The organism is Rhizobium sp. RAF56, from assembly GCF_052113965.1.
In the GTDB taxonomy this organism is placed as follows: Bacteria; Pseudomonadota; Alphaproteobacteria; order Rhizobiales; family Rhizobiaceae; genus Rhizobium.
Genome location: NZ_JBFRDU010000069.1, coordinates 1 through 12,677, shown reverse-complemented (window position 1 = coordinate 12,677; position 12,677 = coordinate 1). Strand labels below are relative to the sequence as shown.

Below are 12,677 nucleotides of genomic sequence, written 5' to 3'. Positions count from 1 at the left end.
CAAGAGAAGATGACGATCCCCGATCATCGGCAAATCCGAATGCTTCCTGTCCTATCCGGCGACGGCTCATCGCGCACCTCAATCTTCCGACGAAGGTATTGAATCATCAATGATTCCAAACGTCTACAAATATCCGCGCACAGGTCTCCGTAATACCAACCCTCAATAATGCTGACTCTTGGGATTTCCAAAAGCCGACGAATCTGGAGGTTTGCGATGGGTTCGTCAATTTGCTTGCGATCAGATTTTGATGGGGATGAACTACGGCTTCTGGCCCGACAGACAAAGGATGCCGGCCAAGCGCGGCGGCTCCTGGCGCTCGCGTCTATTTATGATGGTAGCTCACGCGCGGATGCTGCCAGGCTCGGTAGCGTGACCCTGCAGATCGTTGACTGGGTGGTGCGCTTCAACGCGCAGGGTCCCGACGGGCTGATCAATGGCAAAGCTCCGGGCAAACCATCATTGCTCAACGACGACCAACGCGCGGCCTTGGCGCAAGCCATTGAGTGCGGCCCGACGCCCTATCTCAATGGCGTCGTGCGCTGGCGTCTGTGTGATTTGGCGCAATGGCTATGGGAGGAATTCCGCATCTCGGTGAGTCAGCAGACCTTGGGGCGCGAAGTGCGCTCGATGGGCTATCGCAAGCTCTCGGCTCGCCCGAGACATCATGCGCAAGATGCTGATGCGGTCGAGGCGGGGCGCTCGGCGTCGCGGTTCTCGGCGCCATCGCGCTCGGCAACGGCTTCCAGCTCGGTGGCGAGAGCCTGCAGGTCGCGAGTAACCACGCAACATCAGCAACGCCATTCGCCTACATATTCCTCGCCTGCACCACTGCAATGGCACTTTCGCTCGTCCTTTTCCTCTTTATGCCGGAAAAGCCGCTACGTGGCCGCGCCGAGAGTGGGATGGAGTGAGCAGGTGCCGGCAACGGAATCGGATGACGCGCCAGATCAGCTTTCAAAATCGCAACGCCCTACGTTGGCCAAGAACGAATAAGTAACAGCGCCGAGCCTGATTTCCTGCTCGTCGTACTCGAGACAATCTGGTGAGGCCGGTTTCCACCGGGGACCGTGCGGGGGTTTAAGGCCGGGCTATTCGGATAACTGCAGCGAAGCATAGTAATTGGAGGCGGCGGCGATCTCCTCCGGCGTCAGCGCGCGGGCGATATTGCGCATCTGTTGGCTGGTGTCGTTTCGTCGGCTTCCGGAAGCGAACGCCTCGAGTTGAGCCTTGATATAGACAGCCGACTGGCCGCCGAGCCACGGACTTCCCAGCTTGTTTTCAATGTCGCCGTGACATGATCCGCAGGGGGCTATCCCTCGCATCGGCGATCCGCTGAGGACGATGGCCGGCACCGGCGCAGAACCGGCCGGGCGTTTTTCCGGCAACCTTGGAAGGTAGGCGTAGTACGCGGCGAGATCCCGCATGTCCTGGTCTGTCATGTTGAGAGCGAAAGGACTCATCGTAGAGTTGTACCGCGCGCCCGTCTTGAAGTCGTGAAGCTGCTTGTAGATGGTCGCCGCATACTGCCCCGCGAGGTTCGGGGAATCGGCCCGGCTGACGCCGGTCGGTCCGTGACAGATGGCGCATTGCTGGGCGAGTGTCGCACCGCGACCGATCGAGGCCGCCGGCGGATTGCGAAGCGTGTGCATCTCGTGGCCGACCGTCGAGACGGAGAATCCAGGCGCGATCGCCTCCGCTTCCGAAGTCCGTGAGGGAAAGCCGGCGGCGCTGCAGATCGTCTGCCAGAGGCCTCCCAGTCGGCTCTGTGGCTCCGCGTAGGGAAGCAGCACGAAACCGAGCAGGGTGGAAACCAGGAAGATCGCGATCACGAGCCCAACGCTCGTTGAAAACCACCGATTTGCGAAGCTGAAGAGGCGTTCCTCGCCCATCACTGACCTCCGACGTAGACGGCGGGCACCGAGGTGTCGTGACGTGCCGCGAGCTGGAAGATCGGGAAGCCGTAATTCGTGATGGTGAGGCCGATCATCAACACGATCCAGAGCGCGTGACTGTTCAAGGCCACTGGTACGCGGACGGGCGGATGGACGGCCACGCTGAAGCGATATTCGCCGACTTCGCCGAGGGGTGACCGGTGGCCGCGCACGAGGACGACGAAGAACAAAACCGCCGACAAGACCAGGATGAAGCCCCCGAATGCCGACATCACGACCGGTATCGCCTCGTCGGCGATCGCGGGGTTCGAATAGTCGTAGAACGCCATGCGCCGCGGCATTCCAAGAATGCCCACGTAGTGCCATGGGAAGGTGGTGACTATCATTCCGATGAACCACAGCCAGAGCTGCGCGCGCATCAGCGAGAGGCTGGCGAGCGGGCGTCCGGTCAGATGCGGCCAGAGATCGTAGGCGATCACGAAATACATGATCACGATCGCTCCGCCGAAAATCAGATGGAAATGCCCGGTGATCCACTGGGTGTTGTGGATGGAGGAGTCGAGCTGGTAGCTCATGTTGATCAGCCCGCCCGCGCCGCCGAACCCTAGCATGATGAAGGAGAAGGTCACCGCGAGCATCGTCGGGTTCGTCCATGGGAGCGCGGCTAGCCACCCGAACGCCCCTCGTCCACCGCGAAGGCGAGCCGCTATTTCGACCGATGCGCAGATCGTGAAGATGGTCAGAAGCGTCGGAAGGGCGACGATCGCGGTGAAGGCGGAATGGACGAACTTGAAGCCGGCGCCCACCTGAGGATCCGCGAAGGTATGGTGGATGCCGATCGGCATTGCTACGACTAGGAACAGCACGAACGAGATCCGCGCCATCGCATCGCTGTAGAGCCGCCCGCCGATGGCCCGCGGTACGATGGCGTAATAGGCTATGTAAGTTGGTATCAGCCAGAAGTAGACGATGGCGTGAAGCGTCCATGAAAAGAACACGCGCGCCAGTCCGGCGTCGATCGTCGTGCGCAGTTCGAGCGAGACGGGAATGATCTGCAGAAGAAGCTCCAGTGCTGCGCCGACGGCGGTCCACGCCCAGAGATAGGAACCCGCCACGTTCGCGTACATGGCAAGTGGAACCGGCGCGCCGGGATTGGCCCTCTTCCAGACGATCAGGTTGATCGCCATGAGCGCCACCCAGATCCACGATCCGACCACCACCAGGACGACGCCGATGTAGTAGAACGGGTTTCCGATCATCGGCGGATAGAAGGTGTAGAGCACCGACGCCAGACCGAGCGAGACGGGAACCATCGCCGTCACCGCCCCCACGACGATGAGCCAGAAGCCAGCCCAGGCCCAACGGGTTCCGATCAGCGCCTGCTTGAGGGCGCTCTCGGTTATCGCGTATCCGAACGCCATCGCGACCAGCGTCGGGAAGACGTAGCCCATGACCGTGCCATGTGCAGTCACGGACCGGTAGTACCATTCGGGGTTGCCGATCCACGCTGAAAGCGGGCTGCGGACGAACATCTGCCAGGCACCCAGAAGCAGGGCCAGACCGAAGACGCCGAAGGCCAGCCAGAAGTGCGCGAGGATCAGTCGTCTGCTATTCAACACAGCTCAGCCTCCGCTTGTCGGCGGCGAGCGCCGTGAACGCGTCCTTTTCGATCACCTTCACCTTCGCCCACATGCCCTCGTGTCCGACGCTGCAGTATTCCTGGCACGGCATCAGGTACTCTCCGGCGCGCTTGAAACGTGCGGACAGATCCGAGACGTAGCCAGGCACCAGCATCGTGTTGATGTTAGTCTGGCGGATGAAAAGCCCATGTACCACGTCGGCGCTTGTCGCGCGCAGGCGGATCGGCGTGTCCTTGGGCACGAGGATGCAGGACGGAGTGAACGAGTACTGCTGCCCCACGAGGCGCACCGTCACCGATCCGTCCGGTTCGAGCGCTGAACCGAGATTGGATTCCACGAACTCGCCGGAGACGGGGAGAGTGACCGGATCGATGGTTTCGACCTGCGCTTGCGGCATGGTCGCCTGATGAATCCCCGCAAAGGCGGCCATTCCCGTCAGGAAGGCGATGATCACGATCGAGATCGCCGCCCATCGACGTTCGATCCTTTCGGCAACCGCGGCGCTTGCCGAATGACGCCCCTCTGCCGCCATCACGAGCCTCCCCGAGGAACGAAAACCAGCAGGTAGAAAAGAAGCCAGAGCGCCACGACGACCGCGGTCGAGATGCCGGCGAGGACGATCGCCCCGTGGGGCCCGCCGGCGACGATGTCATCGACCCGCGACTCTGTCGTTTGCGCTTCGCCGTCCGCGATTTCTGTATTGATCATTACAGCCTCATAGCGGGGGGACGGAGCGCAATTGGTTCGCCTCCGCTGCGCTGACGGGAGTGCCTGTGTTGCCCCAGGCGGTTCGGATATAGCTGACGACCGCCGCGATTTCGTCATCGGACAGCGTGACGGAGAACGGCGGCATGCCGTGCGGCATCGGATTGCCAAAGGTTGCAGGCGGGTAGCCGCCGTTCAGAACCATCCGGATGGCGTTTACTGCAGACTGCATTTGGATCGACTGGTTGCCGGCGAGGATCGGGTAGTGTGGTGTCCGCCCCTCCCCGTTGGCGCCGTGACAACTTGCGCAGTGCCTGTCGTACACGACCTTGCCGAAGCTCGTGAGCAGGCTGCTCTCCGAAGTCGTGAGCTGCGATACCGGCGCTCTCGGAGAGTCCTGCGCGATACTCTTCAAATAGACGGCCATCGCCTGCGTGTCCTTGTCGTCGAGGTACTGGAGGCTGTTGAAAACCACGTCCGCCATCGGCCCGTAGACCGCGCCTTGGTTTGAGATCCCCTTTTGCAGCAGATCGGTGATGTCCTTGATGCTCCAGTCGCCAAGACCTGCTTCCTTGTTCGAGGTCAGGGAGGGCGCATACCAGTACTGCATCGGGATCAGGCCGCCCTGAAACGCCTGCGACGCCGAATTGCCGCCGAGCGCGTTGATGGGCGTATGGCACATGCCGCAATGGCCAAGGCCCTCCACGAGATAGGCGCCGCGGTTCCACTCGTCCGATTTGGAGGGATCCGGCGTGAACGCGCCCTCGCTGAAGAAAAGCGTCCGCCAGCCGAGGATGAGCGAGCGGTTGTTGTAGGGAAACTGCAGGTCGTGCGGCGTGTTCTTCTTGACGACCGGTTCGACCGTCCGGAGATAGGCGAATATCGCGTCGCTGTCCTCTCTTATGACCTTCGTGTAGGAGGCAAAGGGCATTGCCGGGTAGAGAAGTCCGCCGTCCGGGAACCGCCCCTCGTGCATGGTTCTGTAGAAGCCGTCGGCCGTCCATTTGCCGATCCCGGTCTCCGGCTCCGGTGTGATGTTCGAAGTGTAGAGGGTTCCAAACGGCGTGGGCATCGCCCGGCCGCCCGCGAACACCTTCCCTTCCGGGGCCGTGTGGCAGGCGATACAGTCGCCCGCGCGTGCAAGGTATTCGCCTCGCTCGACGATCGAGCCGGGCGTGGCCGCTTGCTGCTGTTGCGCCTGTCCTGGCAGCCCGGCCAGGACGATCACAGCACCGAGGGCGCCGGTTAACCTGATGGAACGGACAAGCTTGCGGACGATGCTCATTTGGCGTCCCCCGGCTCGCTTCCGCATGCAAGCGGGAGTGCGTAGCTTCCCTTGGGGGCGGGCGTGGGGTCTGCCGGCGCGGGCCGCGTGGACAGCCATGCAGCGACGGACGTAACGTCTACTTCGGACAAATGTCCCGCGACGACCTGCATGCAGTCCGGCGCGGTCGCGGTCCTCGTCCCATACCGCCAACCGCCGAGCTGCGCGCTGATATAGGCGGCCCGCAGGCCAAGCAGGCCGGGAATGCCAGGATCCTGACCGGTCAGATGCGTCCCGTGACAGCTCGAACAGGGTGGAACGCCATGATCCGCATCGCCGCTATTCACGAGCTCCTCCCCCCGCTTCATCACCGCCGGGCTGACGTCGGGGGGCGAAATGTCGGGGAGTGGCGGGTGTTGGGAGGCGAAGTACTCCGCCATCTGCTTCAGGTAGTCGTCAGTGAGGAACTGAAGGAGATAGTTCATCGGCGGATACTTCCGCCGCCCCGTCTTGAAGGCGTGGAGCTGGTTGTAAAGATAGCCTGCAGGCTTGCCGCCCAGGCGTGGAAAATACGGATCCTCGGTGCCCCTGCCCTGAACCCCGTGGCAGGGCGTACATGCCTGGACGCGATCGGCCATGGAGCCGTTCACGTCCTCGCCCGCAGCAACGGCGGCGCCAGCCACGCATGCAATTGAAACAAGAAGTCCACGCACTGATAGCCGCATTGCAGTCGCCCCTAGACGATCCGACGCCGCCGAGACTACAACTCAAACTCGTTGTGTCAACTTAAAGTAAGTGCACGCATGCGTTTTATTTTCGTTTGGAGGTGGTTATCTTCCGAGCATGGCCCCGGTAGATTTGAGCGGACGAGACCGGACGTCAGGAAGAAGCCCCCCACGCCTCCCCACGACATCAATCGGAATGATCGGCGATGACGATCCCGCCTCATTTTTTTGAAGTTCAACGAGGGATATCATCGATCGTGGGTGGAGGCTCCGGAGGAGCTAAAACGATCTGCATGAGCGAAGATAGAGAAATCCCGGAACGCGACAGCATGGAATTCGACGTCGTGATCGCCGGCGCGGGACCGCCGGCCTGTCCGCGGCGCATTGAAATTGTTACTAAGCTACACCCTGCGCGGTTTGAGAAAGAAGTGAGGATCTTCCGCGATGAATGTATTGGCCCGCCGGTTCAGCGCTTGTGAAAGTGCAACTCTCAACTACGGATTTACCGCGCAGAAAAAGCTGCACCGGCCATCCCCGCACTTCAAGACCTTCGAAGGGAGTGTAATCTGCACCATGCTGGAGAAGGCTATTAGTCAACGTCACAACTTTATTCGGGTCCCAAAGCGCGATGTCGGCATCGGCGCCCACGGAAATCGTGCCTTTTCGAGGATAGAGGCCGTATAACTTTGCGTGATTGGTTGAGCTAAGGGCCACGAAACGATTGATGTCTATTCGTCCCTTCATAACGCCCTCGGAGAAGAGGATCGGCAGACGGGTGGCGACGCCAGGAATGCCATTCGGAATCCACCGAAAACTGCGCTTGCCTTTGTCATTTAGTTTGCCTTCGGGATCGTCGAAACGGAAAGGGCAGTGATCCGAAGAAAAGAGATCGAAGACATTCTGCTCAATACCTTCCCAGCAAGCGTCCTGACTCTCTTTATCGCGTGGCGGAGGAGAGCATACGTATTTCGCACCATCCATTGCGTTTGCATCGAGGTCGTCAGCCGTGAGCATCAGATATTGTGGGCAGGTCTCGCCAGCGATCTTCTGGCCACGTCCTCGCGCCCGGCGGATCTCCTCCATTGCCTCCCGGTTTGAGACGTGGACGATTACGATCGGTGTGTCGACGATTTCCGCGAATGACAGCGCCCGATGGGTTGCCTCACGCTCTGCTGCGATCGGCCGAGTGGTAGCATGATATTTCGGCTCGAACCGCCCCTCCGCCTCGTGGCGGCCAATTAGGTATCGGATCGCCTCCTCGTTCTCGCAATGAACCATAACAAGTGCGCCGGTGCGTCGCGCAGTATCCAGGGTCGCGAGAATCTCGTTGTCTTGCAGCCGCAAGCCATCATAGGTCATGAATATTTTGATCGACGTATATCCGTCTGCGACTAGCGCGGGTAGCTCTTGGCCCAGGACCTCTGGAGTTGGATCGGTGATCACGAGATGAAACGAAACATTGACGTGGCAGCGCTCCGCTGCCTTGGCGTGGTAGATTTTCAGCGCCTCTCTAAGGCTCTGCCCTTTCTCCTGCATGCAGAATGTAAGAACCGTGCTGTTGCCACCAATCGCCGCTGAGCGAGTGCCGCTGTCGAAATCGTCTGCCATGACGATACCTTCGCCCGAAGGCTGGTCTAGATGGACATGGCTGTCGATACCGCCGGGCATCACATAGAGGCCCTTCGCGTCAATTATTTCATCGGCGTTAGACAACTCCGCCGCGAGCGCCGCGATGCGCCCGTCGAGAATACCGACGTCACATTTGAAAGTGTCGCTGGCGGTAACCACTGTGCCGTTGCGGATGACGGTATCGAAGCGCATATCCATTCTCTGCCTCTCGAGGATAAATTCAGCCGACTTGCCTAGCACCAATTGTCGTGCCGATCTCGGTTGCAAGGATACGGTCCAGGGCCGCTGTCAGCCGGTCCACCTCTTCGATCGTGTTGTAGTGGACCATGGATACACGCAGCATGCCATTGTGGTCGGTCAGATCTAGATACTCCGCGAGCCGGCGCGAATGAAAATCGCCGAAACGAATGGCAATCTTCTGGTCATCAATTGCCTTGCAGATTTCCGCGGCGTCGCGGGCGTCGAAGCGAAAAGAGATGGTCGGCACTCGACGGCTTTCGCGGTTTACCGATTGTCCAATAATGCTGCAATCGTTACGCGAGCGAAGATAGGAGAGCAGCTGTTCCGTTAAAGCGTCTTCCTGTGCGGTGATAGCGACGAATGCCGCTTCGATCTTTTGCCGGATCGTGCCACTCTCGCCCGATCGCGCGCCGAGTTCGACAAGGTAGTCGACGATGCCGCAGGTTGAGTAGGCAAGCTCATAATTGGGGTTTCCTGGCTCCAACTTCCCCGGGATTTTGTCTTTTCCGTAAAAGTAGTGATAGAGCGTGTCGAGCTCCGCTAGGAGATCATACTTTCCATACATGAGCGCGTAGTGCGGACCATAGGTCTTGTAGAGACTGAAGACATAGTAGTCCGCGTCGAACGCCTGCACATCGATGGCGCGGTGAGGCGCATAGGCAACGGCGTCCACGCAAAGCAGCGCTCCTCGAGCATGGACGAAGTCAGCGATCTGCCGGACGGGATTGATGGAGCCGAGAATGTTCGAGGCGTGGGTGATGCAAACGAGCTTGGTGCGCGGTGTCATCAGCTGAGCCAGATCGTCTAGATCCAGCGTAAATGTCGTTTTGTTGAGAGGCCAGATTTTTAGGTTTACACCTAACGCCTTGAGACGTTCCCAAGGCCCGATGTTGGACTCGTGATCGCTGATGGTGACGATGATTTCGTCGCCCGGCGATAGCTGGCTTTGCATAGCGCGAGCGAGGTTCTGCACCAGCGCTGTTGTCGAGCTACCAAAGACAATTTCTTCCGGCCGGCGCGCATTTACCAAATGCATCGCGGCCTCGCGAGCTTCGTATAGCGCTTTGGCTGCATCCTGCGAGACGGCATAAGAGCCCCCGATCTGCACGTTCTTCTCGATGAGGAACGTGTTGATGCGTTCTAAGGCGCCCTTAAGGATCTGTGAGCCGCCTGCATTATCGAAAAAGGCCCAGCCGCGAGACAAGCCGGGAAACTGACTGCGCGCGAATTCTAGATCAAGCGACGACGTTTTGCCCACCATGTTTTCCTCCGAATACTTATATTTTCAATGATTTAGAACGGCGCGCAGGAAGTCGCGTGTCCGTTCTTCGCGCGGTGTGTCGAATATCTCTGCTGGCGTGCCCGCTTCGACAATGCGACCGCCATCCATAAAGATCACGCGATCCGCGACCTGCTTGGCGAATCCCATTTCGTGCGTGACGATCATCATCGTGACGCCCGTCCCGGCAAGTTTGCGCATAACGTCGAGCACCTCGCCAACCATCTCTGGGTCGAGTGCCGAGGTTGGCTCGTCGAAGAGCAACACCTTGGGCTCCATCGCCAGAGCTCGCGCGATTGCCACTCTTTGCTGCTGCCCGCCGGAAAGCTGGCCCGGATATTTTTCGGCCTGTTCTGAGATTCCTACGCGAGCCAACAGGTCACGTGCCCTGCGCTCAGCATCCGCCGGAGACATTTTGCGCACACGCATTGGCGCCAGCATTACATTCCTCAACACCGTCATGTGTGGAAAGAGGTTGAATGACTGAAAAACCATGCCGACCTCGGCGCGCACTTTGGCCAAAGAGGGGCCGGGTTCAACACGAATACTATCGACTGTAATTGTGCTTTCTGGTGCAAATGCTTCGAGATGGTTGATGCAACGGATCAGTGTCGATTTTCCCGAACCAGATGGGCCAATCACACAAACAACTTCGCCTTCAGCGATTTCCAAGTTGATGCCGTGAAGCACCCTGAATGTGCCGTAGGCCTTGACGAGCCCCTGGATTGAAATCAGGGCGTGGTCTCGTGGCGACATTAGCGTTTCCCCCCACTAAAACGATGCTCGAGGTGACCGACAACTTCCACCATCGGCCATAGGAGCGCGATATAGATGATGGCTGCGCCGATCAGAGGCGTTGGATTAGCAGCCAAAGCCTGGGCCTGGGTAGCTTGCTTCAGCAGATCAGGCATAGCAACGACAGAGGCCAGAGCAGTGTCCTTCAAGACGTTGATGCAGTTATTGGTGAGTGGCGGAATGACGATGCGTATCGCTTGCGGCAAAATCACATCAATCATTGTATCCTTGTTTGAGAGACCGAGCGCGGCGGAGGCCTCGAACTGACCGCGATGAATTGCTTCAATGCCTGCTCGAAAAATCTCGGCCGTGTAAGCAGCGGAAACCAACGACAGCGCCGTGACCGCAGAAAGAAATGGAGACAGGCGGATGCTCACAAATGGCAGCGCGTAGTAGACCACTATCAATAACACCAGCAGTGGAATTGATCGGAAAATGTTAATGTAGAAGCGGATTGCGCGCTCTATGAACCGCGGCGAGTAAAGGCGCCCTACAGCGAGCAAAAGCCCTCCGGCCAGGCCGCAGACTATGCTGGTTACGCCGATTTCCAGCGTGACAACGAGACCCCAAAGGAGTTGCGGAAGGCTTTGAAGGAAAACCTCGCTATTGAAGAATGTGTTGATGAGATTCATGCCGTGATGCCTCCCTTCGTATTCGACGGGGCGCAAAGTCCGCCCCGTCGAATTCAATGCAGCTCTACTTGCCCTTCGGCATGTCAAGAACCGCTACTGTCGAGGTGGCAGCCTCGGCTTTGGCGCCGAACCAATTCTCGTATAGCTTTGCGATAAAGCCCTCACCCTTGAGTGTGGTGATAACGCCATTCACTTCGGTTGCGAGTGGATCGCCCTTGTTGAACATGATCGAGTATTTCTCGCCGGTCGAAATCCGTTCAACAACTTTCATGTCCGGCTTGTCTTTGACGTAGTAGAGAAGCGCAGGAATATCACTAATGTAGCCGTCTATACGCCCGGCTACGAGATCGAGCATTGCCGGCGACAGGCCTTCAAAACGCCGGATCTCGCCGAGTTTGTAAGCATCTTTATGACCTTCAGCCCACATGTCGCCTGTCGAACCCGTATCGACGCCAACTACCTTGCCACCCATATCCTTGAGGCCGCCGATGCCGGAAGCAGCCGTAACCGTGAGCGACTGATCACTGTCATAGTAGGGTTGGGCGAACGAGACCGATTCCAGACGTTTGTCGGTAATCGTGATTGAGGAGACTGCCATATTGATACGACCGGACTGAACTGCAGAGAAAAGTCCGTTGAATGGCGTGTTGACGAACTCTACGGACTTACCCAGTCGCTTGCCGATCTCGTTCACCAGATCGACTTCGAAGCCGACGATTTTGCCGTTTGCGTCCTGGAACTCCCAGGGCACGTTACCAATGTTGGCACCCACCGTCAGGTCGGCTGCATGAGCACCTACGGCGCCAAGCGCACTAAGCGCGACTGAAAGAAGTGCTGTTCGGAAGTTGAGCGATCTAGTCATGAGGTTCCCCTTGTTTTTTGACCGTGACTTCAAGTAACATCGGTCTAACTGGTCAGACCGGTCAGTCCAAGGAGAGCATGGCTTGTTCCGCTTTGCAAGATGCCTCGAAAAAAATAGACTTTGCAGTTCGACAAGGCGCCGGAGAAATGAATTTGATGCTCGACAAAACGCTGCTTCCGCAATCGGTCGCCCGTGAGATCCAGACAATGATCCACACGGGAACGCTGAAGTCGGGTGAGAAGATCCCATCGCAACGAGAGTTCTCTCATCAGCTAGGTATCAGTCGGGCGTCCCTCCGTGAGGCGCTTCTAACTCTGGAAACCCTTGGACTGATAAGGACCGAGGCTGGACGGGGGACCTTTGTAACCGGTCCGTCGTCGCGACCAACGGGCCACATGGCTCCGTGGCGATACTCAGACAGCTATTCAGTCTTTGACGTTTTCCAGACACGTCTCCTGCTTGAAGGTGAAATTGCCCGTCTCTCGGCAGGTCGGCTAACCCAGTCGCAACTCGAAGATATGGAGAAAGCGACCAGGACCATGGAGGAGTGCTGGGCAAATCAGGATTTGCTTGCAAACGTCGAGGCAGATTTGGAGTTCCACGGGATCATCGTCTCTGCGTGTTCTAACGCCATGTTAAAAGCGCTCTATCAAAGCGTTCGGGGTCAGCTGGTGGAAACGCAACGCCAGCCGATACCGAATACGGACCCGCAGCGGATGCGGAATTCGATTGCCGAGCATCGCCACATCATCGCAGCACTAAAGGCCAATGACGGCGCTGCGGCTCGGCAAGCGATGGAAGCTCATATTCGCAATACAGCTCGCTGTGCAGGGCTGTCTCCCTAGAGCCTTTCATGTTTTGGCGGAAGCGTATCCGGCATTTCGAATATAGTTGTCGCATTCATCTGATCCGATGGTGTTGACGAGCGTACCGATGTGCCTCCAGGTTTCGTCGATGGTGCGTTTCTGGGCCACTCGCATCCAGTGCTTGATCTTGGAGAAGGCCTGCTCG

Annotated in this window: 13 protein-coding genes and 1 pseudogene; 2 read left to right on the top strand and 12 right to left on the bottom strand. The window is 58.5% G+C overall.

All coding sequences use genetic code 11. The annotated features are described in order from the left end of the window. The first annotated feature begins 372 nt into the window (after positions 1 to 372). Complete coding sequence (locus AB4048_RS27860) at positions 373 to 996, top strand: winged helix-turn-helix domain-containing protein (RefSeq protein WP_442205204.1); 624 nt, start codon at positions 373 to 375, stop codon at positions 994 to 996. 95 nt (positions 997 to 1,091) lie between these two features. Here the strand turns inward: AB4048_RS27860 and AB4048_RS27855 are convergent, their stop codons facing one another. The 11 genes from AB4048_RS27855 to AB4048_RS27805 all read right to left on the bottom strand — a co-directional run bounded on the left by AB4048_RS27855 (position 1,092) and on the right by AB4048_RS27805 (position 11,666). After that, positions 1,092 to 1,892, bottom strand: coding sequence for a c-type cytochrome (locus AB4048_RS27855; protein WP_442205203.1), 801 nt, complete (start codon positions 1,890 to 1,892; stop codon positions 1,092 to 1,094). After that, positions 1,892 to 3,514 (bottom strand): b(o/a)3-type cytochrome-c oxidase subunit 1, encoded by a 1,623-nt coding sequence (locus AB4048_RS27850; protein ID WP_442205202.1) that lies wholly within the window; start codon positions 3,512 to 3,514, stop codon positions 1,892 to 1,894. The genes AB4048_RS27855 and AB4048_RS27850 overlap by 1 nt, the downstream gene beginning before the upstream one ends. After that, positions 3,504 to 4,067, bottom strand: coding sequence for a cytochrome C oxidase subunit II (locus AB4048_RS27845; RefSeq protein WP_442205201.1), 564 nt, complete (start codon positions 4,065 to 4,067; stop codon positions 3,504 to 3,506). The genes AB4048_RS27850 and AB4048_RS27845 overlap by 11 nt, the downstream gene beginning before the upstream one ends. After that, the gene (locus AB4048_RS27840) at positions 4,067 to 4,243 is read right to left on the bottom strand and encodes a hypothetical protein (protein ID WP_442205200.1); all 177 of its coding nucleotides are present in this window, start codon (positions 4,241 to 4,243) and stop codon (positions 4,067 to 4,069) included. The genes AB4048_RS27845 and AB4048_RS27840 overlap by 1 nt, the downstream gene beginning before the upstream one ends. Positions 4,244 to 4,250: 7 nt before the next feature. Then, positions 4,251 to 5,525 carry a c-type cytochrome gene (locus AB4048_RS27835; protein WP_442205199.1) on the bottom strand — a complete coding sequence of 425 codons (1,275 nt, stop codon included), beginning with the start codon at positions 5,523 to 5,525 and terminating at the stop codon, positions 4,251 to 4,253. Next, positions 5,522 to 6,229, bottom strand: coding sequence for a c-type cytochrome (locus AB4048_RS27830; protein WP_442205198.1), 708 nt, complete (start codon positions 6,227 to 6,229; stop codon positions 5,522 to 5,524). The genes AB4048_RS27835 and AB4048_RS27830 overlap by 4 nt, the downstream gene beginning before the upstream one ends. A 396-nt stretch (positions 6,230 to 6,625) precedes the next feature. Then, positions 6,626 to 8,050, bottom strand: a complete 1,425-nt coding sequence (gene hydA / locus AB4048_RS27825; protein ID WP_442205206.1) for a dihydropyrimidinase — start codon at positions 8,048 to 8,050, stop codon at positions 6,626 to 6,628. Positions 8,051 to 8,078: 28 nt separating this feature from the next. Next, positions 8,079 to 9,359 carry a cysteine desulfurase-like protein gene (locus tag AB4048_RS27820; protein WP_442205197.1) on the bottom strand — a complete coding sequence of 427 codons (1,281 nt, stop codon included), beginning with the start codon at positions 9,357 to 9,359 and terminating at the stop codon, positions 8,079 to 8,081. Positions 9,360 to 9,383: 24 nt separating this feature from the next. Beyond that, positions 9,384 to 10,133 (bottom strand): amino acid ABC transporter ATP-binding protein, encoded by a 750-nt coding sequence (locus AB4048_RS27815; RefSeq protein WP_442205196.1) that lies wholly within the window; start codon positions 10,131 to 10,133, stop codon positions 9,384 to 9,386. After that, entirely contained in the window at positions 10,133 to 10,804 is a 672-nt protein-coding gene (locus AB4048_RS27810; RefSeq protein WP_442205195.1) for an amino acid ABC transporter permease, read from the bottom strand. Before AB4048_RS27810 ends, AB4048_RS27815 begins: the two co-directional genes overlap by 1 nt. A gap of 64 nt (positions 10,805 to 10,868) precedes the next feature. Beyond that, positions 10,869 to 11,666 carry a transporter substrate-binding domain-containing protein gene (locus tag AB4048_RS27805; protein WP_442205194.1) on the bottom strand — a complete coding sequence of 266 codons (798 nt, stop codon included), beginning with the start codon at positions 11,664 to 11,666 and terminating at the stop codon, positions 10,869 to 10,871. 155 nt (positions 11,667 to 11,821) lie between these two features. Here AB4048_RS27805 and AB4048_RS27800 point away from each other — a divergent pair, with 155 nt between their 5' ends. Further along, on the top strand, positions 11,822 to 12,511 hold the full coding sequence (locus tag AB4048_RS27800; RefSeq protein WP_442205205.1) for a FadR/GntR family transcriptional regulator: 690 nt from the start codon (positions 11,822 to 11,824) through the stop codon (positions 12,509 to 12,511). Between the two features lie 6 nt (positions 12,512 to 12,517). On the opposite strand, the pseudogene AB4048_RS27795 reads toward AB4048_RS27800, so the two are convergent. Next, a pseudogene (locus tag AB4048_RS27795) lies at positions 12,518 to 12,677 on the bottom strand (IS630 family transposase); the annotation flags it as partial.